The sequence below is a fragment of the uncultured Thioclava sp. genome (assembly GCF_913064665.1).
In the GTDB taxonomy this organism is placed as follows: Bacteria; Pseudomonadota; Alphaproteobacteria; order Rhodobacterales; family Rhodobacteraceae; genus Thioclava; species Thioclava arctica.
On sequence record NZ_CAJYBT010000005.1, the window covers coordinates 77,262 to 101,682 of the forward strand.

Genomic DNA, 24,421 nt, shown 5'->3' on the forward strand with positions numbered 1-24,421 from the left:
AAGCGACGCGATGCAGGCGCCAGCTCGACACTGAAAGCGAGTCAACAATATGTGCGTTAATCGTGTCCCAATGTGCATTGCACGCGGCCACAATCTGCGCCCTCGATCCATACGCCCAGACGTCCAAACCGTCCTCGCCTTGATGAGAGGCGGGTTTGAGCGGCATAATAATTTCAATCCGAAAAGTTATGGCCTGATACGTCCGCGCAATCGAATAGGACTGTGCCAAGCCCCTGTAAGCACAGCCAAAAGGGCTGTAATTCCGCGATCTGACGCAGCGCTTATTCTGGTTCGCCTTTACAGCGATATATCCAAGGCTCGGAGTTGAAACCCAACCCTAGATAAATGCGGCGATCGCAAGGACCGCGAGGCGCGTATTGGGCCATTGCCGCACACGCCCCCGGTCATCCCGTCTGCACCAATTGCACCAAAGAGACGTGCGCGATCTACGCGCGGGATATTGGATCGTCGCAGCTTGACCCGCTCAATACCACTTCGCGATCGGGGGCAGGCTCATTAGAACCGCATCCGCGTTATGCCCCGTCTCAAGCCCGAATTTCGTACCCCGGTCATAGACCAGATTATATTCGGCATAGAGCCCGCGATGGCGCAGCTGGGTTTCGCGATCTTCCTCGGACCAATCTTGCACCCGACGTTTTTCAATCAGGGGCAGATAGGCAGGCAGGAACGCCGCGCCGACCGCTTGGGTAAAGGCGAAATCCTCGTCCCACGCGTCGGTGTTGAGATCGTCATAAAAAATCCCGCCCACCCCGCGCGCACGACCGCGATGGGGGATAAAGAAATACTCATCCGCCCAAGCTTTGAAGTGATCGTAATAGGTGCCGTCATGGGCATCGCAAGCGCGCTTCATCTCGGCATGAAAATGCGCGGTGTCTTCGTCATATTCCAGGCAGGGGTTGAGGTCTGCCCCGCCCCCGAACCACCACGCGCCCGGCGTCCAGAACATCCGCGTGTTCATATGCACAGCCGGGCAATGCGGGTTTTGCAGATGCGCCACAAGGCTGATCCCGGCGGCCCAGAAGCGCGGATCTTCCTCCATGCCGGGCACGCCGCGCGCCGCCATCGCTTTTTGCGCGCGCGGGGCCAATTCGCCCCATACGGTCGAAATATTCACCCCGACTTTCTCAAACACCCGCCCGCCGCGCAGCACTGACATCTTGCCGCCGCCGTGATCCTCGCCATTGGGGCCGGTGCGCTTGGTCGGCGTCACTTCGAACTGGCCGGGGGCGGCATCGGCCAAGGGACCTTCGGCATGGCTTGCCTCCAATCCCTCAAAGCCCGCCACGATCTGATCGCGCAGGTCCGAAAACCACTGACTGGCTTGCGCCTTGCGGGCGTCGAAATCCTCGGTTGCGTCGGTCATGGCTTGGCCTCCCATTTGCATGCGGGTTTGATAACAGGGCGATGTGCGCGCGAAAAGGGCGCGATTGATCCCAGCGGGCGCGCGCCGTAAGCTGGCGCAAAGGAGAACCCCATGCGCCCTGCCATTGCGTTACTCGCCCTGATTGCCCTGACCGCCTGCGGCACCCCGCAAGAGCGCTGCATCCGCCAATCCACCGCTGAATTGCGCCGCATCGACACACTGCTAGGCGAGGTGCAGGCCAATCTTGCGCGCGGCTATGCGTGGCAAAGCTATGAAACCACCTTAACCCGCTGGGAAGTGTGCGGCACGCGCACGGTGACAAAGGGGGATAAAACCTACGAAACACCGCGCATGTGTCTTGAGGATCATACCATCACGAGCCGCCGCGCTGTGCCGATTGATCCGGTTGTGGAAACCCGCAAGCGCGACAATCTGTTGGCCAAGAAGCGCGAGCTCACGGCTTTGGCGCAACGCCAGATCGCGCAATGCCGCGCCCTTTATCCCGAAGAGAGCAAATAGCGCGCGCCTAGAACGCTGGCACCTGAACGCGGTCTAGCAGGCCCCGCCCGCCATCGATCTGCACGATCTGCCCGGTCACAAAGCTCGCCCCAGACGAGGCGAGATATTGCACCGTTTCCGCCAATTCCGAGGGCGCCGCAATTCGGCCCAGCGGCGTGCCCGCACAGATCGCCTCGCGCCAATCCTCATTGGTCTTGAGAGCATCTTGCAGCGAACGCGACATCACCGACCCTAACGACACGCCATTGACCCGGATGCGATGGGGCGCAAGGGCCACCGCCAGCGAGCGGATCGCCTGATCTTGTGCCGCACAAGCTATTGAATAGGCCATCAATTCCGGCTGCGTGCGACTGGAGGCCAGCGACGACACGTTGATGATTGACCCAATCTCCCCCTCGCTGCGGTCTTCATCTTCGGCCTGTTTCATCATCCGCTTTGCCGTCATTTGCGAAATCCGCAGCGCCGATTTCATATTTTTCGACAGCATATCATCAAGCACTTCGGTCGAGGGCTCCAACGGATCACAGGGCGCAAAGGCGCGCGCGGTATTGACCAGAATATCGATCCGGTCAAAGGCATCGACCGTCGCCGAGAGCAGGTTTTTCACCGTCAGTTTCTGGCACAGATCGCCTGCGAAATAGCGCGCAGGGCCCTCGGATTTTGCGGCCTCACCAAGTTCGGAGGCAAGTTTCTCTTCGTCGATATCAGCGAACATGACCTGCGCCCCGCGATCAAGGAAATGGCGCGCAACGGCCAGCCCGATCCCATGAGCGGCCCCAGTAACAATGGCGGTCTTGCCGGAGATGGAAAGCGACATGGCTCTCTCCCAATGGTTTGGCTGAACGTAACCGCGTTTAACGTCGAGCGCGAGAGGGGCGTGCGGCGGCGGTGCGGTTTTGGTCGCGCGCGCTCAAGACACCCTGCGCGCGGGTGATGCGAAACCGCGTGGACGGCCCGCTTGGAGGAGTGACCTCTTGGATGTCGCGAAAGGTCTGGGCCAGCGCATCGCCGTAGGGCAGATGGCGATTGGCCACCATCCACAGCGTGCCAGAGGGCGTCAGCAGACGCGCGGCGGCGGCGATGAACGCCTCGCCCAGCCCCGGTTCGGCATCGCGGCTTTTGTGAAAGGGCGGGTTCATCACGATCGCATCATAGCGCGGACCTGCGGGCAGCCGCGTCACGTCCTCCCAGTGGAACTTCGCGCGCGGATCGGTGATGTTGCGCCGCGCGCAGTCCAGCGCGATTGCATCGGCCTCATATAGCGCGATCTCTTGGACGCCCCCGCGTGCCAAGACCTGCCCGCTTAGCCAACCCCAACCCGCGCCCAGATCGGCCACCCGCGCAGGCAGCGTTTCGGGCAGGCAGGCGGCCAGTAGCGCCGATCCCTCATCCACACCATCGGCGGAAAACACGCCCGGACGCGTCACAAACCCCGGCGCGGCCTCGTACTCGCGCGCGGCCCAATCTGCCAGCGCCTTCGGATCGGCGGGGAAACGCGCGATCTTGCCATGCGCCTTGGCAATTGGCGCATCCAAGGCCACATGCCCACGCAATTCCTTGAGCAAGGAATCGATCCCCTCGGATTTTGCGCCGTCGATATAAATCGACCCGCCCGGCGTCACGCTGGCACAGGCCTGCGCCAACAGCGCACGCGCCTGCGCCTTGGCGCGCGGGGCAAAGACAACCGCCGCCGCGTAGGGGCCTGCGGGGGTCTGCGCCATCGCGACACCGCGCGCGGCCAATGCGTCATGATCGGGCTTGAACGGCTGGATCGCGACCAAACGCTCGAGCGGCAAAGCGCTGAGATCCTGCGCGCCAGCGGGGGCAAATAGCGCAATCTGCCCCTCATCAGGCAGGGGCTCGGATGCCGCGAGGGCAAAGGACAGGCGAGATTGGCTCATGGCAGACAACGTATCCCGATCAGCAAAGGCGCCCGTCCCTTAGGGCCGAGGCGCAACAATAGCAAGCCTCGCCCAGCGGCGGCGCAGCGCCTGGGGTTAGTCTTTTTCCATCGTGCATTGCAGCGGATGCTGATGACGGCGCGCGAAATCCATCACCTGAACGACCTTGGTTTCCGCCACCTCAAAGCTGAAGACACCGACCACCGCCAACCCCTTTTTGTGCACGGTCAGCATGATCTCGAAAGATTGCGCATGGTTGAGCCCAAAGAACCGCTCAAGGATGTGCACGACGAATTCCATCGGCGTGTAATCATCATTCAGCAGCAGCACCTTATACATCGGAGGACGCTGCGTTTTCGGCCGGGTCTTAGTGGCGACACCGGTCTCGTCTTCGCGATCGTCGTCATTGTCGTGCGACATCATGTAAAACGGCTCGGTCAAGGCATCTCCGCCAGATCAGGAATCGTTGAGGGCTCTGGCGGAATATAGGGTCTTCGTGACATATGAAAAGCCTCTGAGCGCGCTTAAGATAAAGGCAAGTGATGCAAATCAGCACAATCGGCTTTGATGCGGACGACACGCTTTGGCACAATGAACGCGTCTTCGCGCTTACACAGGCCCATTTTACGCAAGCAATGGCCGAGTATATCCCCCAAGATGCGCAAGGCCCCGATCATCTGGCCGAGCGGCTGATCGCAGCGGAACGACGCAACATTTCCCATTACGGTTTCGGCGTCAAAGGGTTCACGCTGTCGATGATTGAAACCGCGATCGAGGTCAGCGAGGGGCGCGTGCCTGCCTCGGTTCTGGCCGAAATCCTCGCCGCCGGGCGCGAGATGCTGTCGCATCCCGTCGACCTGCTGCCCCATGCCCGCGCCACCATCGAGGCGCTGTCGGGACAGTATCGACTGGTCCTGATCACCAAGGGCGATTTGATTGATCAGGAACGCAAACTGGCGCAATCGGGTCTGGGCGATCTGTTTGACGCGGTGGAAATCGTCTCTGACAAAACGCCCGAAATCTATACCCGCGCCTTTGAGCGCCACGGCAGCGGGGCCTCAAATGGCCTGATGGCGGGAAATTCGCTCAAATCCGATGTCATACCGATGATCGAGGCCGGCGGCTGGGGCGTGCATATCCCCCATGATCTGACCTGGGCGCTTGAACACGCGCCCGCCCCGCTCAACCATCCGCGATTTGCACAACTGCCCGATCTCAGCACCCTGCCCGCATTGATCCAACAGCTCGCGCGGGGCGGCACCTGATGGCCCCATTCGCATCTGCAAAAATTTCCCCGCCAAAGGCATGCCCGGCCAAAATCCGCGTGTACGTCGCGGAAAGGCGCGTCCACCCTAAGCCCAGCAAAACACCATCCCTAGAGGGGTCACCTTTGGGTCACCCTCTACATGTTGTGGTATTGCATGAATGTCGCATTGAAAGCTCTTGAAAATAGGCGGTTTTCAGGTCGCAGCACTCATGTTAGGCTGAAACCAAATCAAGCCCCAAAGCCGCCAACGATGTGGCACATAAAAATCGGGGCAACGAGGCAGTGAAAGGGTTAGAGCCGTGACCACGCTTATGTGCTGGGTCCGTCAAGGGCTGTTCGTATTTTTATTGGCAATTTTCGCACCGCTCGGCGCGATCGCTGCACCTTTTGCGGCGATGGTAATGGACATGCGCTCGGGCGAGGTGCTGTATTCGAAAAATGCCGATACGCCGCTGCATCCTGCCTCGTTGACCAAGATGATGACGCTCTACATCACCTTTCAAGCGATCGAGCACGGCGAGTTCAGCCTCGATTCCATCGTTACGGTCACCAAGCACGCCGCCTCACAGCCGCCCTCACGTCTGGGTCTGCGCCCGGGGCAAAAGATCGCCGTGCGCTATCTGATCCGCGCCGCCGCGATCAAATCGGCCAATGATGCCGCCGCCGCCCTTGGCGATTATATCGGCGGCGATGAGGCTGGCTTTGCCGCGCGCATGAACCGCACCGCCAAACAGCTTGGGATGAACGACACCCATTTCGTCAACGCCAACGGGTTGACGCGTAAGGGCCATTTGTCGTCAGCCCATGACATGACCACTCTGGGCCGCCATTTGTTTTTCGATTTTCCGCAATATTACAACATTTTCTCGCGTCATTCCGCGGATGCCAAAATCGCCACCGTCTATTCCACCAACCGCCGTTTCCTCAGTGCCTATAAGGGCGCAGACGGGATCAAGACCGGCTATACCTCGGCCTCGGGGTTTAACCTGACCGCCTCGGCCAAGCGCGGAAATGAACGCATCATCGCAACCGTGTTCGGCGGCACTTCGACCGCGCAGCGCAATGCGAAAATGGCCGAGCTGTTGGATATGGGCTTCAAGCGCGCGCCCAGAAATGCGCGCATTCTGCCCCCTACAGTCCCGCGCTACATCCCGCCACAAGGCGACGCGCCGATGCTCGTGGCGCAGAAACTGGCCCCCAAAGAAAGCCCGCGCCCCGATACCCGGCCCTCCCCACCGCGCGCGGATAGCGATGCCATTGCGCTGGCGCTGGCAGCGGCCGTGCAAGGCGATCAGGTCGAGGAAAACGTAGCGGACACGCCCGAAGATGTGGCCGAAGAAACCGATACAGCCGCGCCGGACATGCAAGTTGCTGACGCGGGGAACGCGGCAAGCGAGACGATCGACGGCGCTGGTATTGGGGCCCAGATCGTTGCAAGCCCGCGCCCGATGCCCGCTCCGCGTTCGATCTTGATGGCACAGGCGCAACAGGCGAAACCCGCCGAAGTTACTGGCGCGACACCGCTGGCGCAGGCCGCCGCAAGCGATGCCGCCGCCGCGGCTGAACCCAGCGATATCCAACTGGCGTCTTATGAACCCGACAGCGCTGCTGCTGCCGCTGCGCCGACGGGGCCGAAATTTGTGCAAAATACCCCGCCGCAACCCGAAACGGTTGAATTGGCACAGGCTCGCGCGCTTGATCTGGGCGATGAAAGCAAAGCCGAAGGAGATGCGGTTGAACCCATTCCGGGATTTGCCCAAACCACCAAACCGCAGCCCGAAACGGCCGCGATGGCCAATCAGCCCACCAAGGATCAGCCCAGCGAGATCATCCTTGCCGCCCTCACCCCCGAGGCCCCTACCCCCGCCCCCAAGCCGCGCGTGGTTGCGCGTGTCTCCAGCTCGGGCGGACGCAATTGGGGGGTTAGCCTTGGGCTCTTTGGGTCGAACTTTGCCGCCGAGCGCCACCTGCTGACCACCGCCTTGATGGATAGCGATACGCTGGGCGAAGCGCTGCGCAAGGTTGCCACGCGCAAAACCGGCTATGAGGCAAACTTCGTAGGCATGACGCAAGACGGCGCTCAACTGGCCTGCGCCCGCCTGCAAGCGCGCGCGATGGATTGCACGGTGATCGGTCCCTGACTCTCCTCCCCAGAGAACCGATCTGAAAAAGCCGCGCTCCCGAGCGCGGCTTTTTCAATGTTCCCTTCTCATATGTCGAACTAACCCAGGGACTGACGCAAGCTGGCAGGGCAGCGCCCCACGCATGTTTTCACTCTTGCTTGGGACGGTCGTCAAACTCATCGGACAAGATCCGCTCGGCATCGCCCTTGGGGTCTTCATATTGCCGGTTTTTAATCGACCACCAAAAAGCCGTCAGCCCAATGCCCCCCAAAAACAGTGAGATCGGAATGAAATAGATCAGCACATCCATGACGTTCCCCTAGCGCAGGCGCAGCGAGTTCAGCGAGACCGTGATTGAGCTGGCCGACATAGCAAGTGCGGCCATCAACGGCGTGGCCAGCCCCATCAAAGCCAGCGGCACCGCGACCGCGTTATAGACGATCGAAATCGCGAAGTTCTGCTTGATCCGTCGGCGCGCATGTTTGGCAATCCGGGCGGCTTCGGCAATCGGGGCCAAGTCCTGCCCCAGCAGCACGATATCAGAAGCCGTGCGCGCCGCATCCAGTGCCGAGGCGGGCGAGACCGAGACATGCGCACCCGCGAGGGCTGCAGTGTCGTTGAGCCCATCGCCCACCATCAACACGCGGTGCCCCTCATGGGTCAGATCTGCCACAAGCTGTGCTTTTTCCATCGGCAGAGCGCCAGCGCGAAACTGTGTAATGCCCAAACGGGCCGCAAGATCAGCGACCGCCGCTTCAACATCCCCCGAGACCAGCCAGACCGATTTGCCTTGCGCAACCAGCCCCGCAACGGCCTCTTCGGCACCCGGGCGCAAGCTGTCGACAAAGCGGATCGATACAGGAGCTTCATCACCAATCTTGAGATGAGTGGCCGTGCTCGCGCCCTCCTCTGCGCCAATCCAATTGGCCCGCCCCATGCGCACGATCTGCCCTTGCCAATGCCCCTCGACACCGTAGCCGGGCACTTCACGGATATCTTCCAGCGCGGCAGCCGTTGCCCCCTGCCCAAGCGCCGCTTGATGCAGTGCGCGCGCCAGCGGATGCGACGAACCCTCAGCCAAGGCCATCGCCACCGACAGCGCCTTGGGCGAAAGATCAGACAGGTTTTGCGGGCGCGGCGCGCCCATGGTCAGCGTTCCGGTCTTGTCGAACACGACGGTGTCAATCTCGGCGAGGCGTTCCAGCGCGGTTCCATCCTTGATTAACAAACCTTTGCGAAACAGCTTGCCCGAAGCGGCCGTGACCACCGCAGGCACGGCGAGACCCAGCGCACAAGGGCAGGTGATGATCAGCACAGCCGCTGCGATATTCACCGCAAGGCGGAAATCGCCCCCCGTCACCCAGGCCCAGGCGCAAAATGCGGTAAAGGACAGGATATGCACGATCGGCGCATAGGCACGTGCGGCGCGCTCAGCCAGCGAAGTGTATTTCGTCTTCGCGCTTTCGGCCATCGCCACCAGATCGGCCATACGATGCAGCGAGCTATCCTTGCCCGCCGCCGTGACTCGGATCATCAGCGGCCCGGTCAGGTTCACTTCGCCCGCGCTCAGAACCATGCCGGGGCCGACCTGAACGGGCAGGCTTTCACCGGTCAGCAGCGAGCGGTCGGATTCGGAATGCCCCTCGATCACCTCGCCATCGGCGGGGATGCGGCCACCGGGGCGCACGCGCATCAGATCGCCCACGACCAGCTCACCCACAGGCACCACGACCTCAACGCCATCGCGCAAAATAGTGGCGCGGGGCACTTCGAGCGCGGCCAGTTCCTCGGCAGCCGAGCGCGCCACAGCGCGGGTGCGATAGTCCAGATAGCGGCCCACCAGCAGGAAGAAGGTCAGCATCGTGGCAGCTTCGAAATAGGCATGCGCGCCCGAATGCATCGTCTCGAACAGGGAAATCCCAAGCGCCAGCAGGATCGCCAGCGAGATCGGAACATCCATGCCCAACCGCCCGCCACGCAACGAATAATAGGCGCTGGCAAAGAAGGGCTGGCCGGAAAAGATGATCGTCGGAATCGCGATGGCCGCCGAAACCCAGTGGAACAGGTCGCGCGTGGCATCCTGCGCGCCCGACCAGACCGCGACCGAGAGCAGCATGATATTCATCATCGCGAACCCGGCCACGCCAATGCGCATCAACAGATCGCGCCCACGCTTATCAGCCTCGGTGGCCGACAGCATGCCCGCATCAAGTTCGTGCGATTCATAGCCGATTTTATCAAGTGCCGCGATCAACCCCGCAGGTTCGACCCCGGTCTCGGCATCGACCGAGGCGCGTTTGAGCGTCAGGTTCACGCGCGCCGATTTCACGCCGGGCTGCTTCATCAGCTCGCGTTCGACATCGGTGATACAGACCGCGCAATGGGCCGTGGGCAGCGACAGCATGATCCGCGCGCCCTTGATATCGCCCGATTTCGCCAACTGCTCCGCCGAAGGGGCGGCCAGACAGGCCGGACACGCAGAGGCGGAGACTCGCTCCTCCTCATAGGTATTTGCATTGGATGGGGCCGGTGAGACCGTCATCGCATCAGCCTTTCACGAACAAATCAATCCGCTGGCTGAACTGCGTGCCGTCAGCGGCCTCGGCATCAAGGTGGATCAGCCACGCCCCGGGCGCAAGCGCCAAGGGAGCGACGAAAATGCCACCGACATAATTAAACTTCGGCGTCACATCATCGCGCACGTGGGTGGTGCGCCCCACCAGCGCCTTGAGCGAGGCCACCTTTGCAGGCAGCCCCGATTTATCGCGGATCACAAGGCTCAGCTTGCCATCCGAATACTCAGGTTCCACGACCCAGCCCAGCGCCTCTTGCGCGGCCCGGTTCTTATCGAACACCTGCGAGGCGACATAGGAATTCTTGACCTCCAGACCGGGAAAGGTGGAGACCGCGTTCCAGGCCATCACGAGGTTCACCGTGATGATCACGCCAAAGGCGCCTACCGCGATCATCAGAACCTTTCGACCGGTCAGTGGTTTGGCCATCGTGCTCATTTCGCCTTTCCGTTAAAGACCGTGTCGGTTGAGACGCGATCGGTAGTGGCGGTATCCGAAATCCAGACTCGCATTTCCGTGCGATCCGAGGTTGCGGGCACCGACCCGGGTGCAGCCATGATATAGAGCCGCTGGGTCATCGTTTCATCGGCAGGCACGGTGACCGTGTCGCCCTGTTGCCCTTCGAGCACAACGCTCATCGCGTTTTGATTGACGCCATCTGGGGCCACGACGGTGACTTTGAACGCCGTGGCTTCGCCCGCCTTGTTGCGCAAGCGCAGCGTGTAGATGTTGCGGATCGCGCCACTGGGTTCGACCACATACAGCGGATCGCGGTTTGGCGTGATGTTGAAATCAATCGGCGAGCGCATGAACAAAGCCGCCACAAGACCGACACCGATCGCGCCCCAAAGCGTGAAATACATGATCGTGCGCGGGCGCAGGATGTGTTTCCATACGTTGACGACAGGATTGCCCGCCTTTTCGTTGGTTTCATCCTTCAGCGCCATATAGCCAATCAGGCCGCGCGGCTTGCCGATTTTATCCATCACCTCGTTACAGGCATCGATGCACAGACCGCAGGTGATGCATTCCAACTGCTGACCATCACGAATATCGATGCCCATCGGGCAGACGTTGAAACAGGCCATACAGTCGATGCAATCGCCCTGCGTCGGGTCGTGTTCACCCTTTTTCAACTTGCCACGTGGCTCTCCGCGCCATTCGCGATAGGCGATGGTGATGGTGTCTTCATCCATCATCGCGGCCTGAATGCGCGGCCAAGGGCAGGCATAGATACAGATCTGTTCGCGCGCAAAGCCACCAAAGGCAAAGGTGATCAAGGCCGCAACGGTGATGGTGATGTAGGCCACAGACGAGGCCGTCCCGTGGATCAGGTTATTAAGCAGCGTCGGCGCATCGGTGAAGTAAAACACCCATGCCCCGCCCGTCGCCACGCCGATCAGCAGCCACAACACCCATTTCGTGATGCGTTTGCGGATCTTCTCCGCGTTCCAGTTTTGACGCAGCAGGCGAATACGCGCGTTGCGATCCCCCTCAACCCAGCGCTCGACAAGAATAAACAGATCGGTCCAGACGGTTTGCGGGCAGGCATAGCCACACCACACGCGCCCCAAGGCCGAAGTGAACAAGAACAGCCCCAGCCCCGCCATGATCAACAGGCCAGCGACGAAATAGAACTCGTGCGGCCAGATTTCGATCATGAAAAAGAAGAAACGCCGGTTTGCCAGATCCATCAGAACGGCCTGATTGGGCAGTTCGGGCCCACGATCCCAGCGGATCCACGGCGTGATGTAGTAAAACCCGAGCATCAAGGACATCAAAATCCATTTGAGGCTGCGGAACTGACCTTTGACGCGACGCGGAAAGATCGGCTCTCGGGCGGCGTAAAGCGGCGGGGGTTCGACTGGATCGGTGGAGCTCACGACTCTCTCCGTATGGTTACAACGCGTCCTCAGCGTCTTCTCCTATGACACAGTTGTGAAGACTTTGACCTGCGTCAAAAAGACAGATTTAGGATGCAACAAATCTTTGCGCCCTTGGCTGATTGACTGAATATCCCGAAAGCGGCGGCGCCAAAGCCCTCATCACGACACTGTGGGGCGGCCAAAAAATCCTTGCATGCAGAAAAGATACATTCAAGGCTACGCTTTGGTAACCCCGCAACGTAAAAAAGAGGACCCGCGCCTGGGCCCTCTTGATCAAGGGCACCGGCACCCCCAGGAAACGCGCGAACAGGACGGGGGTGCCGGTGCTACCCGAGGGGCCAAAGCCCCTTGGGATCACTGTTACTGACCACCGCCAAGGCCGTGGACATAAGCGGTGACGGCGCGAATGTCAGCTTCGGACAGACGCTCGTTCCAGTTGGGCATCACACCCGTGCGGGCGTTGGCCACGGTATAGGTGATCGTGTCCACATCCCCGCCATACAGCCAGATCGCATCTGTCAGGTTGGGCGCACCCTGTGCCTGATCGCCAGTGCCATCTTCAGCATGACAGGCCGAACAGTTGTCTGCGAACACGGTCTCACCAGCGGCCGCCAGAGTGGCGTCGTTGTCCTGACCCGAGATCTTGCGGACATATTGCACGACCTGAGAGATTTCCTCTGTGCTGAGGATCTCGTCCTTGCCGAACGCCGGCATCTGCGAAAAGCGGGCCTCTTCTGTGGGGTCCGTTTCGTTGCGAATGCCGTGGGTGACGGTGAAATGGATATCGTCCATCGTGCCGCCCCACAGCCAGTCGCTATCCAGAAGGTTCGGATAGCCAAGCTGCGAATTACCGCCCGCACCCGCACCATGGCACTGGGCACACCAAGTTCTGAAGATCGCCCCACCCGCGTTCTGGGTGAAGTTCTTCAGCTCGGGATCACTGGCGATTTCGTCAAGATTGACGGCAACCAGCTTTTCCTGCACCGGCTTGTTCATCGCGGCGAACTTGTCGATATCGGCCTGCACATTTGCCCGGGTCGATGACCCGAGAAGACCCGGCGTCGCGCCCGATTTAAAGATCGGCCAAGCGGGCATCGCGATCGAATAGCCGATGCCCCAGATGATGCAGATATAGAAGGTATACAGCCACCATTTCGGCAGTGGGTTGTTATACTCTTCAATGCCGTCCCACTGGTGACCAGTGGTCTCGACCTCGTGTTTTTTCGTCGGTTTTTTGCTCATAATTCCACGCCTCCTTAGCTAACGTGGCGCCGTCATTCGCCCCGGTCCCGGTTTTCACCGGGAGCGGAGGAACTGGCGGGTTTGTCTTCATGCCGGAAGGGAATGTCGGACGTATCCTCGTAGGTCTTGCGCGACCCGGGCCGGAAGACCCAGACGACAATCCCGAGGAAGAACACGAACAAGAAGATCAGAAACCAGCTGTCCGCGAATTCCCTGAAGATATGATAGTCCATTTTTATACTCCCTTACCGGCTAGCCACGGGCTGGAAGGTCGAGAAGTCGACCATCGTGCCAAGCACCTGCAAGTAGGCGATCAGCGCGTCCATCTCGGAAAGACCGGGACGCCCATCGAAGTTGCGAACATTGACGGCGTTGGGATAGCGCTCCAACAGACCATCGGTGTCGGCATCGGGATCCGCCTGCGCCATGAAGTCGGCCTTGGCGTTCTCGATCATGTCCGAATTATACGGCACACCCACCATCGCATCGGTGGACAAACGATCGCTGATATAGCGCCCGTCGATCATCCGGTTCGAAAGGAAGCCGTATTTCGGCATCACCGATTCTGGCACAACCGATTGCGGGTTGGTCAGGTGATCCACATGCCACGCATCCGAGTAGCGGCCACCCACACGGGCGAGGTCAGGCCCCGTCCGCTTGGAGCCCCACTGGAACGGATGGTCATATTTGCTCTCTGCTGCCAGCGAGTAATGACCATAGCGTTCCACCTCATCGCGCATCGGGCGGATCATCTGCGAGTGGCACAGATAGCACCCTTCGCGGATATAGACATCGCGCCCGGTCAGCTCCAGCGGCGTGTAGGGCCGCACCCCTTCAACATCCTCGATAACGTTTTCGAGGTAGAAAAGCGGTGCGATCTCTACGATGCCGCCGATGGTGACAACGAGAAAGGCGAAGATCAGAAGCAGTGTCGCGTTCCGTTCAAGGACGGAGTGTTTGTCGAGAAGTCCCATTCTGTCCTCTCCTTATTCTGCCGGAACGGCGGCAACCGAACGTGTTTCCACGCGAGGTTGACGAGCGACCGTCATCCACAAGTTATAGGCCATGATCATCCCACCAGCGAGGTAAAGAACCCCGCCCAGACCCCGCACCACGAACATCGGGTGCATTGCGGCTACGGTGTCCGCAAAGGCGTTCACAAGGAAGCCCTGGCTATCCACTTCGCGCCACATCAGACCTTGCATGATCCCCGCAACCCACATCGAGGAGGCGTAAAGAACGATCCCGATCGTAGCGAGCCAGAAGTGCCAGCTCACGAGTTTCAACGAATACAGACCTTCACGGGCCCACAGCCGCGGCACAAGGAAGTAGAGCGTGCCGAAGGTGATCATGCCGTTCCAGCCCAGCGCACCCGAGTGCACGTGACCGATCGTCCAATCCGTGTAGTGCGACAGCGAGTTCACCGCCTTGATCGACATCATCGGGCCTTCGAAGGTGGACATGCCGTAAAAGCCGACCGACACCACCATCATACGGATGATCGGATCGGTGCGCAGCTTGTCCCATGCGCCCGAAAGCGTCATCAGGCCGTTGATCATGCCACCCCAGGACGGCATCCACAGGATGATCGAAAAGGTCATGCCCAACGTGCCAGCCCAGTCGGGCAGCGCGGTATAGTGCAAGTGGTGCGGACCGGCCCAGATATACAGGAAGATCAGCGCCCAGAAGTGCACGATCGACAGTTTATACGAATAAACCGGGCGCTCGGCTTGCTTGGGCACGAAGTAATACATCATCCCCAGGAAACCCGCCGTCAAGAAGAAGCCCACTGCATTGTGGCCGTACCACCACTGCGTCATCGCGTCCTGCACGCCCGAGAACACCTGCACCGACTTGGAGCCGAAGAACGACACCGGGATGGCGAGGTTGTTCACGAGGTGAAGCATCGCAATCGTCACGATGAAGGACAGGTAGAACCAGTTGGCAACGTAGATATGGGGTTCTTTGCGCTTGAAGATGGTGCCGAGGAAGACCAGCAAATAGGCCACCCAGACAACGGTCAGCCAGATATCGACATGCCATTCCGGCTCGGCATATTCCTTGGACTGCGTCGCGCCCAGGATGTAGCCGGACGCGGCCAGCACGATGAACAGGTTGTAGCCCCAGAACACGAACCAGCCAAGGCCGCCGCCCCAAAGACGCGCCGCCGAGGTGCGCTGCACCACATAAAAGCTCGACGCGATCAAAGCGTTGCCGCCAAAGGCGAAAATCACCGCAGAGGTGTGCAACGGCCGCAACTTGCCAAAGTTCAGATAGCCCTGCGCCCATTCGAAATTCAGCGACGGATAAGCCAGCTGAAATGCAATGATGACGGCCACGAGGAAACCGACCACACCCCAAAAAGTGGTGGCGATAACCCCGGCGCGAACCACACCGTCAAAATATTCATTCTGAGAGGCCGGTTGATGGCTCCCCATGGTGCGAAGCACCCAGATAAACGCGATTGCTGCTGCCAGCATGATCTCGACCGCGTTGACCTGATAGGCAAGATCGCGCGCGTTGCCAGCCGCAATAGCGGCCAGTACCGCTACCAGGCCAAGCGCAATCAGCTTGATATAATCCCACATTTTGTGCGTCCCTTCGTCGTGTCTGTCCCCCGAAGCGAAGCCCGCAATACGAGAATCCCCCAAGGAGTGACTTTAGCCGTTGTGGTCTCAGGGTATGCACGATGCCTTGATCTGCATCAAATGATCGCGAGGGGGTTGCGCGATTTGGTCGCAGGTTTGTGATTTTGACGCCACGGGCCTTGATCCGGATCAAAGCCGCGTCGACATGATCGGGTTAATCTGGCTTAACTGGAAATCCGAGAGCGCGGAGTGAGCCTAATGTCCTACAAAACCATACTGACAATCGTGACCAACCCTAAGGTCGATGCGTCCCAGCTTGATACGGCGATTGCGGTGGCGCGGCGACGCGATGCGCACCTTGATGTGCTGTGCATGGGAATTGATCGTACCCAAACCGGGTATTACTACGCTGGTGCGACGGCATTTGTGCAACAAGAGACCATTGATCGCGCTCAGGATGAGGCGCGCCTTGCCAATGAGGCCGTGCGTGCCCGCCTGCGTAGCGAAGATATTCGCTGGGGCGCCGATACCGTCGTCTCGCAGATTGGCGCTATGGCCACCGTTGTCGGACAGCGCGCGCGGTTTGCCGATCTGGTCGTGATGGGCCGCCCTTATGGGGACGGGCGCGGCACCGATCTGGAAGCCGCGATTGAAGCTGCCCTGTTCGAAGGTCAGGTGCCCGTCGCAATCGTGCCCGACAGCTATAAAGGCGACATCCCCGCCAAACGCGTGGTCATCGCGTGGAACCAGTCGCACGAAGCAATGCGCGCCGTGCGCGCCGCTCTGCCGGTGCTGAAATCGGCCGATCTGGTGGATATCACCGTGATCGACCCGCCCACGCATGGCCCCGAACGCTCTGATCCCGGCGGCCAACTCAGCCAGATGCTGGCGCGTCATGGCGTCAATACTGAGGTCTCGGTGCTATCCAAAACGATGCCGCGGGTGTCAGACGTGCTTAACCGGCATATCCGCGACAGCAATGCCGACGCGCTGGTGATGGGGGCTTACGGCCATTCGCGCTTCCGCGAGGCAATTTTGGGCGGTGCCACCCGGCATATGCTGGAAATGGCCGATGTGCCGGTGATCATGGCGCATTGAGCCTTAGCCAAACGCTGCAATCGGACAGAAGGGCGCTCTCTCGGGCGCCCTTTTTCATTGCCTGCACGCCCCGCCCCATGCGACGATTACCTTAGTAAACAGGGAGGCTGCGATGAGCTATGTGACCGCATTCATGACGGCGGTGCCCGAACAAAACAAGGCGCGCTATATCGAGATGGCCCGCAAGAGCTGGGGTTTGTTCGTTGATTTCGGCGCAATCGAAATGACCGAGTGCTGGGAAGACAACGTCCCCGACGGCAAGGTGACCTCGTTTCCGATGGCCGTAAAGCGTGAAGCCGGTGAAAAGGTCGTCGTCTCGTGGATTCGCTGGCCCAACCGCTCCTCGGCGGATCGCTGTTTCGCCTCGATGGAAAGCGATCCGCGCTGGCAGGCAATGGGCGAGATGCCCTTTGACGGCATGCGGATGATGTGGGGCGGATTCGAGCCGATCTTCAGCGCACAGCGCTAGGCGCGAAACCCTCAACCCTGTCGAAGGTGATACCCCGGGGCCGAAACGCCCCTCAGATCAGAAAGCCGCCGTCGCTGTCATCGCCCGCTTCCATCAGCAGCCGGTCCATATCGGGCACGCTGACATGGCGCTTGCCTTCCAGCACGATCACCCCGTCGCGTTTAAGCGCCGAAATCTGGCGACTGACCGTTTCAAGCGTGAGCCCGAGATAATCGGCCATCGCCTCGCGGGTAAGCGGCAGATCGAAGGTGACCTCACTGGTCTGCGCGGCATGATTGATCGGCGCATCGCGCCGCGCCACGATTGAAAGCAGCGAGGCGATCTTTTCGCGCGCCGTCTTGCGGCCCAAAAGCAGCATCCATTCGCGCGCCGCATCCAACTCGTCCAGAGTCATCTGCAACAACCTCTGCGCGATATGGGGCGTGCGCTCCATCATCTCTTCGAAGGGCTTTTTGCGAAAGCAACACATCAAGATATTGGTGGTCGCGGTGACATTATAAGCCGCGCCCGAACGCCCCGGACGGCCGACAAAATCAGACGGGAGCAACAGCCCCACCATCTGCGTGCGCCCATCTTCCAGCGTCTGCGTCAGCGTCGCAATTCCCGACACAACCGAAGCCACGAAATCCATCTTGTCGCCCGCCCAGACCACGGTCTGACCGGCCTCAAAGCTGCGATAATATTTGATATCCTCGAGCTCTTCGATCTCGTCAACATCACAACGCGCACAGACCGCCCGATGGCGGATCGGACAATCCCCACAAGTCAGGGAAACAGGATGAACGTCGTCATGAGGCATGCGGTGTTTCGTCTTGATCTGTGTCAATTTCTCACGCCGATCTTACAACTAAAGATACGTCTATGAAACAGGAATCGCAACTCGCCAAGCTTGGCCTTTTCGATGCAAAAGTGCCACGCTACACCTCTTATCCTACAGCACCGCATTTCGCGGGCGGCGTTGGGCCGGATACTTTTTCTAGCTGGATCGAGCAGATTCCGGCGGGTGGATCGATCTCGCTTTATCTACATGTGCCGTTCTGCCGCAGGTTGTGCTGGTTCTGCGCCTGCCGCACGCAAGGCACGCAAAGCGATGAGTCGGTGCGCGCCTATTCCGAGGTTTTGCTGGCCGAATTGCAAATGCTGCGCGACCGGCTAGCGCCGGGCGTGACGCTGTCGCGCCTGCATTGGGGCGGTGGAACGCCGACCTTGATGCCCGCCGATATGATGAAGCGGCTGGCCGATGCGGTGTTTGACGTGGTGCCGATGGGCGAAGGCGCCGAGTTCTCAGTCGAGATTGACCCCAATGAGATCGACGCCCCCCGGATGGACGCATTGGTGGGTGCGGGCATGAACCGCGCCTCGATCGGGGTGCAGGATTTCGACCCGCAAATCCAGAAAATCATCGGACGCGAGCAAAGCTACGAGATAACCAAGGCCGCCGTGGACATGATTCGCGAGCGCGGCGTGGCCAGCCTGAATGCCGATATCCTGTATGGTCTGCCCCATCAGACCCCCGCGAAGATCGCCAATTCGGTGCAGCAGTTGCTGTCGCTTGGGCCCGATCGCGTGGCGCTGTATGGTTATGCGCATGTGCCGTGGATGGCGCGGCGTCAGACGATGATTCCGTCAGATCATCTGCCCACCCCGCAAGAACGGCTCAAACTGTTCGAAGTGGCGCGCGATCTGTTCGTGGCCGATGGCTATGACGAGATCGGCATTGATCACTTCGCCCTGCCCACGGATGGCTTATCGATCGCGCAAAAGAACGGCAAGCTGCGGCGCAATTTCCAAGGCTATACCGATGATCTTGCCGAAGCGCTGGTCGGGCTTGGAGCCTCGTCAATTTCGCGTTTCCCGCAGGGCTATGCGCAAAACGCCTCGGCCACGTCGAAACATACCGGCGCGATCCGCGAAGGGCAGTTCTCCACCGCGCGCGGCCATGTCTTCAGCGCCGAAGACAAGCTGCGCGGTCGCATGATCGAAGCCCTGATGTCGGATTTCGAGATCAAGACGGATGAGCTGGTGCGCGATTTTGGTGCCAAGCCGCATGAGTTGGCGCAGATGTTTTCAACCTGTGTCGATAAGTTCGGCGATATGGTCGAGATGACGACCGAGGGGCTGCGCATCCCCGTCAAGGGCCGCCCGCTGACGCGCATGATCGCGCGCCATTTCGACGTCTATGATATGTCGGCCTCTAGCCACAGTTCGGCGATCTGAGGCGCGATTTTGGGTGATAGGATCGGGCGTCTGGGACACTGGGCACCCTTTCCCCCTACCCCCGGCGGTGCGCGCCTTCGACGAACTCAATCAGCCGCGGCAGGCATTTCGTTTTGAGATCATAGGTCTCAACGATATGGCGGCGCGCGGCCTCGCGCATCGGCGCATAGGTTTCAGGTTCGCTCAGCCCCTCGATCAACGCCTCTGCCCAGCCTGCGATGTCAAAGAACTCGACCAGCCGCCCGGTCTCGCCATCGCGGATCACCTCGCGCACCGGCGCAGTATCCGAAGCCACCACCGCACAGCCCGCCGCCATCGATTCCAGCAGCGACCAGCTAAGAACAAACGGGTAGGTCAGATAGGCATGCACGCGGCTGACATGCAGCAGGTTAACGTAATCCGCGTAAGGGATGCGGCCCAGAAAATGCACGCGATCCAGATCAAGCTGGCCACCGACCTCGGTCAGGAATTTCTGCTTCCAGCTTTCGGCGTCCTTGGGCGGGGCGCCATAGCTTTGCCCCTCCTCGCCCACGATCAGCACATGGGCCTTGGGGCGCGCCGCCAGCACTTCGGGCAATGCGCGCATAAAGCTGTGAAAGCCACGATAGGGTTCTAGCGAGCGGTTGACGAAAGTCACCACCTCATCGCCGGGACGGAAAACCCGCGTGGTTCCGGGAACGGTGAAACGGGCATCGGCGCGCGGCGCAAGACGGTCGGTATCAACGCCATCATGGCACACGGTGATCTTGGCACGCAGCTCGGGCGGGAAAGTGTCGGCCTGAAACTGCGTGGGCGACAGCCCCGCATCCGCCTGCACCATCGACTGCACCAGATGCGCCGAACGCGCCACGGTCGAGACCCGCGCCTCAAGGCCGGGGCGGGCGAATTCCGGGTCGAAATCGGTATCCAGACCCGTCGTGCGATACATCAGTTCGGCATAGACTAGCAGTTTCGCCTGCGGCCAGACCTCGCGCAGGAACAGGGTTTCGCCCCAGCCGGAATGGCCAACGATCACATCGGGCGCATAGCCATTCTTGTCACGCAACTGACGCGCGGCAAGGGCGGCGCGCGCGCCCCGTTCGGCGCTTTGTGCATAAAGCCGCGTCAGGCCAGATGACAGCGTCACCTCGTCGGGCTTGCGGTATTTCACCACCCGCACCGGCGAAGCGCGGGTGTTAGTTTCAGCCGTGAGCGCCAGCACCTCATGGCCGCGCGCTACCAGCGCAGGCGCGAGATGGGGGAACTGGCCGGGGAAATTCTGATGAACGAACAGGATTTTCATGCTCAGGCCGTTTCAAGCGCCGTCTCGCCCAAAGCGGCGGCCATCAACTGGCGGGTATAGGCGGTTTGTGGGTTAGCAAAGACATCACGCGCCAGCCCCGCCTCGACGACATCGCCGCGCTTCATCACCATGATCTTGTGGCTCAGCGCGCGCACCACGCGCAAATCGTGGCTGATGAACAGATAGGCCAGCCCGTGACGGCGCTGCAAATCACGCAACAGATCGACGATCTGCACCTGCACCGTCATATCCAGCGCCGAGGTCGGCTCGTCCAGCACCACCACTTTGGGCCGCAAGATCATCGCGCGCGCAATCGCGATGCGCTGGCGCTGACCGCCGGAAAACTCATGCGGGTAGCGCTCCATCATCGCGGGGTCGAGCCCGGTTTCAGCCATAATTTCGGCCACCATATCGCGGCGATTGCGCCCCTTCTCGACGCCATGCACCGTCAGTCCCTCAGCGATGATCTGCTCCACCGTGAGGCGCGGACTGAGGCTGCCGAACGGGTCTTGGAACACGATCTGCATGTCCCGGCGCAGCGCACGCAACCGCCCCGCCTGCCAGCGCGAGATATCCTCGTTTTCATACAGGATCGGCCCCTCGGAGGCGATCAGCCGCATGATCGCAAGCGCCAGCGTGGTCTTGCCCGAGCCGCTTTCGCCCACGATCCCCAAGGTCTCGCCCGCGCGCACAGACAGCGAGGCGTCATTGACCGCCTGCACATGGCCCACCGTCTTGCGCAGCAATCCGCGTTGGATGGGAAACCAGATTTTCAGATGCTCGGTGCGCACGACTTCGGGGGAATTTTCCGGCACCGGATCGGCGAGGCCCGTGGGTTCGGCCTCCAGCAGTTTGCGGGTATAGGGGTGGCGCGGATTGGCGAAGATCTCTTCGGTCGGGCCTTGCTCGACGATCTCGCCGTTTTGCATCACGCAGACCCGGTCCGCGATGCGCCGCACCACGCCCAGATCATGACTGATGAACAACAGGCTCATGCCCATGTCGCGTTTCAGATCGGCCAGCAGGTCAAGGATCTGCGCCTGAATGGTCACATCAAGTGCTGTGGTCGGCTCATCCGCGATCAGCAGTTCAGGCCCATTGGCCAGCGCCATCGCGATCATCACGCGCTGGCGTTGCCCTCCCGAAAGCTGGTGGGGGTAATCGTCCAGACGGCTTGCAGGATCGGGGATGCCGACCTTGTCGAGCAGTTCAATCACACGCGCGCGCGCCGCAGCCCCGCGCAGACCTTGGTGCAGCGACAGGCTTTCGCTGATCTGTTTTTCCAGCGTGTGCAGCGGATTAAGCGATGTCATCGGCTCTTGAAAGATAAAGCTGATATCATTGCCGCGCGTGGCCATCAGATCGCGTTCCGACGCACCGATCATCTCGCGGCCGGCATAGCGGATCGAGCCCTCAAGCCGCGCCGTGCCTCCCAAAAGCGCCACAGTCGACAGCGCCGTGACCGACTTTCCAGAGCCGGATTCGCCCACAAGCGCGACCGTCTCGCCATTGCCGACGCTAAAGCTGACGCCCTTCACCGCTTGGGTATATTTCCCCTCCGAGCGAAACGACACGCGCAGGTTTTCGACCTCAAGAACCGGTTTCATTGAAACACCTTTCTGGGGTCGAACGCGTCGCGGATGCCCTCAAAGATAAAGACCAGCAGCGACAACATGATCGCGAAGGTGAAAAACGCCGAAAAGGCCAGCCAGGGCGCGTTCAGGTGCTGTTTGCCTTGCAGCGCCAGCTCGCCCAGCGAGGGTGCCGATGAGGGCAGCCCGTAGCCGAGGTAATCGAGCGAGGCCAGCGCCCCGATCGCGCCCGTGATGACAAAGGGTAGCATGGTCAGCGTCGCCACCATCGCGTTGGGCAGGATGTGGCGGAACATGATCACCCGGTCGCTCACGCCCAGCGCGCGCGCGGCGCGGACATATTCGAAATTGCGCGCGCGCAGGAATTCCGCGCGCACCACGCCCACCAGCGCAGGCCAGCCAAACAGGATCGAGACAAACACCAGCAACCAGAAACTGCGCCCCAAAATCGCGAACAGGATGATGATGACGTAAAGCGAGGGCGTAGAGGACCAGATTTCGAGGATGCGCTGGAAGAACAAATCGACCTTGCCGCCGAAATAGCCCTGCACCGCACCCGCCGAAATCCCGATAAGCGAGCCGATCCCCGTCACGATCAGCGCAAACATCACCGAGGTGCGGAACCCGTAAATCACCCGTGCCACCACATCGCGTGCGGTGTCATCGGTGCCCAGCCAATGCGCCGCGTCAGGCGCCGAGGGGGCTGTGCCGACATCGTTGATCGTGTTGTAGCTATAGGGGATCACCGGCCAGATCATCCATCCTTTGTCGATCTTTTCGCCATCGATCTCGCCGGTTTCCTGGGCCTGCTCCATCACCGCCTGCGGATCGTCATCGAAACAGGCCTCATTGCCGCCCGTCACGATCAGGCATTGCACCGCCGGGTCGCGATAGATCGCCTGCGTGCGGAAATCGCCACCAAAGGCGGTCTCGGGATAGAACTTGTAGATCGGGAAATAGTAATGCCCGCGATAGTTCACTACGATGGGTTTGTCATTGGCGATAAATTCGGCCAGCAGCGCGCCGATGAACAGCACGCCAAAGATCATCAGCGACCAGAGCGCGCGGCGATTGGTCTTGAAATTGCGCCAGCGGCGGGCGTTGAGCGGGCTTAGGCGCATCATCCGGCCCTCTTCTCAAAGTCGATGCGCGGATCGACAAAGACATACATCAGGTCAGACAGAATATTCACCACAAGGCTGATGAGCCCGAACATATAGAGCGTGCCGAAGATCACCGGGTAGTCGCGTTCAACCGCCGCTTGGAACCCCAGCAAGCCCAACCCGTCGAGCGAAAAGATCGTCTCGACGATGATCGAAGCGCCAAAGAACACGCCCAAGAATTGCGAGGGAAAGCCTGCGATCACGATCAGCATCGCATTGCGGAAGACATGGCCATACAGCACCTTCTTCTCGCTCAACCCCTTCGCGCGCGCGGTCATCACATATTGTTTGTTGATCTCTTCGAGGAAGGAGTTCTTCGTCAGCAGGGTCATCGTGGCAAAGCTGGCAATCGTCGTCGCCGTCACGGGCAGCGCGATGTGCCAGAGATAGTCGAGCGCCTTGCCAACAAGGCTGAGCTGGGCGAAATCATCCGAGGTCAGGCCGCGCAGCGGGAAAATTTTCCAATAGGACCCACCCGCAAACAACACCATCAACATCACCGCAAACAAGAAGCCGGGAATGGCGTAACCGACGATGATCGCGCCGCTGGTCCAGGTATCGAATTTCGTGCCATCGCGCACCGCCTTGCGAATGCCCAGCGGGATCGAGATGAGATAGGCCAGCAGCGTCGACCACAACCCCAGCGTGATCGAGACCGGCATCTTATCCAGCACCAGATTGATCACGCTTTCATTGCGAAAAAAGCTCTTGCCGAAATCGAAGGTGGCATAGCTTTTCATCATGATGAAAAACCGCTCCCAGCCGGGAATTTTTTCCTTGTGGCAAGCGGGGTTTTTCAGGTCCGGCGTGCCGGTAAAGCCCGCATCGCAAGTGATGCGCGCATAGCCCATCTGCACCTCAAGCTGGCTGAGCAATTCGGGCGAGATGCCGCGCGCGCCCTGATAGCCGCTATCCTCGACGCCGCCTTGGCCCTGACTGCCCGCGTCGCCCCCGCCCGAGATGTTGCGCATCGAATCCGCATCGCCCTGCACGCGGGCAATGACCTGTTCGATCGGTCCGCCGGGGACGAATTGCGTCAGCGTAAAGTTGATGATCATGATCCCCAACAGCGTGGGGATCACCATCAGCAATCGCCGCAAGATATAGGCACCCATTT

At 60.4% G+C, this 24,421-nt stretch carries 23 protein-coding genes; 6 read left to right on the forward strand and 17 right to left on the reverse strand.

The genetic code is table 11. The annotated features are described in order from the left end of the window. Positions 1-484: 484 nt before the first annotated feature. Positions 485-1,384, reverse strand: coding sequence for an oxygen-dependent coproporphyrinogen oxidase (gene hemF, locus QZ571_RS03215; protein WP_295531671.1), 900 nt, complete (start codon positions 1,382-1,384; stop codon positions 485-487). A 111-nt stretch (positions 1,385-1,495) separates the two neighbouring features. Here hemF and QZ571_RS03220 point away from each other — a divergent pair, with 111 nt between their 5' ends. Next, entirely contained in the window at positions 1,496-1,903 is a 408-nt protein-coding gene (locus tag QZ571_RS03220; RefSeq protein ID WP_295531674.1) for a hypothetical protein, read from the forward strand. Between the two features lie 7 nt (positions 1,904-1,910). Here the strand turns inward: QZ571_RS03220 and QZ571_RS03225 are convergent, their stop codons facing one another. From QZ571_RS03225 to clpS, 3 genes are all read right to left on the reverse strand, one after another. Further along, positions 1,911-2,720 (reverse strand): SDR family oxidoreductase, encoded by an 810-nt coding sequence (locus QZ571_RS03225; RefSeq protein WP_295531677.1) that lies wholly within the window; start codon positions 2,718-2,720, stop codon positions 1,911-1,913. Between the two features lie 37 nt (positions 2,721-2,757). Next, positions 2,758-3,804: a class I SAM-dependent methyltransferase gene (locus QZ571_RS03230; RefSeq protein WP_295531680.1), complete on the reverse strand. Its 1,047-nt coding sequence runs from the start codon at positions 3,802-3,804 to the stop codon at positions 2,758-2,760. 96 nt (positions 3,805-3,900) lie between these two features. Further along, positions 3,901-4,224: an ATP-dependent Clp protease adapter ClpS gene (clpS, locus tag QZ571_RS03235; RefSeq protein WP_295531839.1), complete on the reverse strand. Its 324-nt coding sequence runs from the start codon at positions 4,222-4,224 to the stop codon at positions 3,901-3,903. A gap of 122 nt (positions 4,225-4,346) precedes the next feature. Between clpS and QZ571_RS03240 the strand changes: the two genes are divergently transcribed. Then, positions 4,347-5,069, forward strand: a complete 723-nt coding sequence (locus QZ571_RS03240; RefSeq protein WP_295531683.1) for an HAD family hydrolase — start codon at positions 4,347-4,349, stop codon at positions 5,067-5,069. Between the two features lie 397 nt (positions 5,070-5,466). Then, entirely contained in the window at positions 5,467-7,212 is a 1,746-nt protein-coding gene (locus tag QZ571_RS03245; protein WP_295531842.1) for a serine hydrolase, read from the forward strand. 130 nt (positions 7,213-7,342) lie between these two features. Here QZ571_RS03245 and ccoS read toward each other — a convergent pair whose 3' ends face one another. From ccoS to ccoN, 8 genes are all read right to left on the reverse strand, one after another. Beyond that, complete coding sequence (gene ccoS / locus QZ571_RS03250; protein WP_295531686.1) at positions 7,343-7,504, reverse strand: cbb3-type cytochrome oxidase assembly protein CcoS; 162 nt, start codon at positions 7,502-7,504, stop codon at positions 7,343-7,345. 9 nt (positions 7,505-7,513) lie between these two features. Further along, positions 7,514-9,736 (reverse strand): heavy metal translocating P-type ATPase, encoded by a 2,223-nt coding sequence (locus QZ571_RS03255; protein ID WP_295531689.1) that lies wholly within the window; start codon positions 9,734-9,736, stop codon positions 7,514-7,516. 4 nt (positions 9,737-9,740) lie between these two features. Then, on the reverse strand, positions 9,741-10,196 hold the full coding sequence (locus QZ571_RS03260) for a FixH family protein (RefSeq protein WP_295531845.1): 456 nt from the start codon (positions 10,194-10,196) through the stop codon (positions 9,741-9,743). A 5-nt stretch (positions 10,197-10,201) separates the two neighbouring features. Then, entirely contained in the window at positions 10,202-11,650 is a 1,449-nt protein-coding gene (gene ccoG / locus QZ571_RS03265; RefSeq protein ID WP_295531692.1) for a cytochrome c oxidase accessory protein CcoG, read from the reverse strand. Between the two features lie 363 nt (positions 11,651-12,013). Next, positions 12,014-12,895, reverse strand: coding sequence for a cytochrome-c oxidase, cbb3-type subunit III (ccoP, locus tag QZ571_RS03270; protein ID WP_295531696.1), 882 nt, complete (start codon positions 12,893-12,895; stop codon positions 12,014-12,016). A 32-nt stretch (positions 12,896-12,927) separates the two neighbouring features. Beyond that, the gene (locus QZ571_RS03275) at positions 12,928-13,128 is read right to left on the reverse strand and encodes a cbb3-type cytochrome c oxidase subunit 3 (protein WP_295531699.1); all 201 of its coding nucleotides are present in this window, start codon (positions 13,126-13,128) and stop codon (positions 12,928-12,930) included. Positions 13,129-13,140: 12 nt separating this feature from the next. Continuing rightward, positions 13,141-13,869 (reverse strand): cytochrome-c oxidase, cbb3-type subunit II, encoded by a 729-nt coding sequence (gene ccoO / locus QZ571_RS03280; protein ID WP_295531702.1) that lies wholly within the window; start codon positions 13,867-13,869, stop codon positions 13,141-13,143. 12 nt (positions 13,870-13,881) lie between these two features. After that, positions 13,882-15,483: a cytochrome-c oxidase, cbb3-type subunit I gene (gene ccoN, locus QZ571_RS03285; RefSeq protein WP_295531705.1), complete on the reverse strand. Its 1,602-nt coding sequence runs from the start codon at positions 15,481-15,483 to the stop codon at positions 13,882-13,884. A 258-nt stretch (positions 15,484-15,741) separates the two neighbouring features. Here ccoN and QZ571_RS03290 point away from each other — a divergent pair, with 258 nt between their 5' ends. Continuing rightward, positions 15,742-16,581: a universal stress protein gene (locus tag QZ571_RS03290; RefSeq protein ID WP_295531708.1), complete on the forward strand. Its 840-nt coding sequence runs from the start codon at positions 15,742-15,744 to the stop codon at positions 16,579-16,581. A gap of 112 nt (positions 16,582-16,693) precedes the next feature. Next, complete coding sequence (locus tag QZ571_RS03295; protein ID WP_295531711.1) at positions 16,694-17,050, forward strand: DUF1428 domain-containing protein; 357 nt, start codon at positions 16,694-16,696, stop codon at positions 17,048-17,050. Between the two features lie 52 nt (positions 17,051-17,102). Here QZ571_RS03295 and fnrL read toward each other — a convergent pair whose 3' ends face one another. Continuing rightward, entirely contained in the window at positions 17,103-17,849 is a 747-nt protein-coding gene (fnrL, locus tag QZ571_RS03300; RefSeq protein ID WP_295531714.1) for a transcriptional regulator FnrL, read from the reverse strand. A 62-nt stretch (positions 17,850-17,911) separates the two neighbouring features. Here fnrL and hemN point away from each other — a divergent pair, with 62 nt between their 5' ends. Continuing rightward, positions 17,912-19,267: an oxygen-independent coproporphyrinogen III oxidase gene (hemN, locus tag QZ571_RS03305; RefSeq protein ID WP_295531718.1), complete on the forward strand. Its 1,356-nt coding sequence runs from the start codon at positions 17,912-17,914 to the stop codon at positions 19,265-19,267. 55 nt (positions 19,268-19,322) lie between these two features. Here hemN and QZ571_RS03310 read toward each other — a convergent pair whose 3' ends face one another. The 4 genes from QZ571_RS03310 to QZ571_RS03325 are packed head-to-tail and all read right to left on the reverse strand — an operon-like array spanning position 19,323 to position 24,419. Continuing rightward, complete coding sequence (locus QZ571_RS03310) at positions 19,323-20,549, reverse strand: glycosyltransferase (RefSeq protein ID WP_295531721.1); 1,227 nt, start codon at positions 20,547-20,549, stop codon at positions 19,323-19,325. Between the two features lie 2 nt (positions 20,550-20,551). Continuing rightward, positions 20,552-22,156, reverse strand: a complete 1,605-nt coding sequence (locus tag QZ571_RS03315; RefSeq protein WP_295531724.1) for an ABC transporter ATP-binding protein — start codon at positions 22,154-22,156, stop codon at positions 20,552-20,554. After that, entirely contained in the window at positions 22,153-23,262 is a 1,110-nt protein-coding gene (locus QZ571_RS03320; protein ID WP_295531848.1) for an ABC transporter permease, read from the reverse strand. The genes QZ571_RS03315 and QZ571_RS03320 overlap by 4 nt, the downstream gene beginning before the upstream one ends. Continuing rightward, positions 23,262-24,419 carry a microcin C ABC transporter permease YejB gene (locus QZ571_RS03325; RefSeq protein WP_295531727.1) on the reverse strand — a complete coding sequence of 386 codons (1,158 nt, stop codon included), beginning with the start codon at positions 24,417-24,419 and terminating at the stop codon, positions 23,262-23,264. Before QZ571_RS03325 ends, QZ571_RS03320 begins: the two co-directional genes overlap by 1 nt. Between the last annotated feature and the right edge of the window lie 2 nt (positions 24,420-24,421).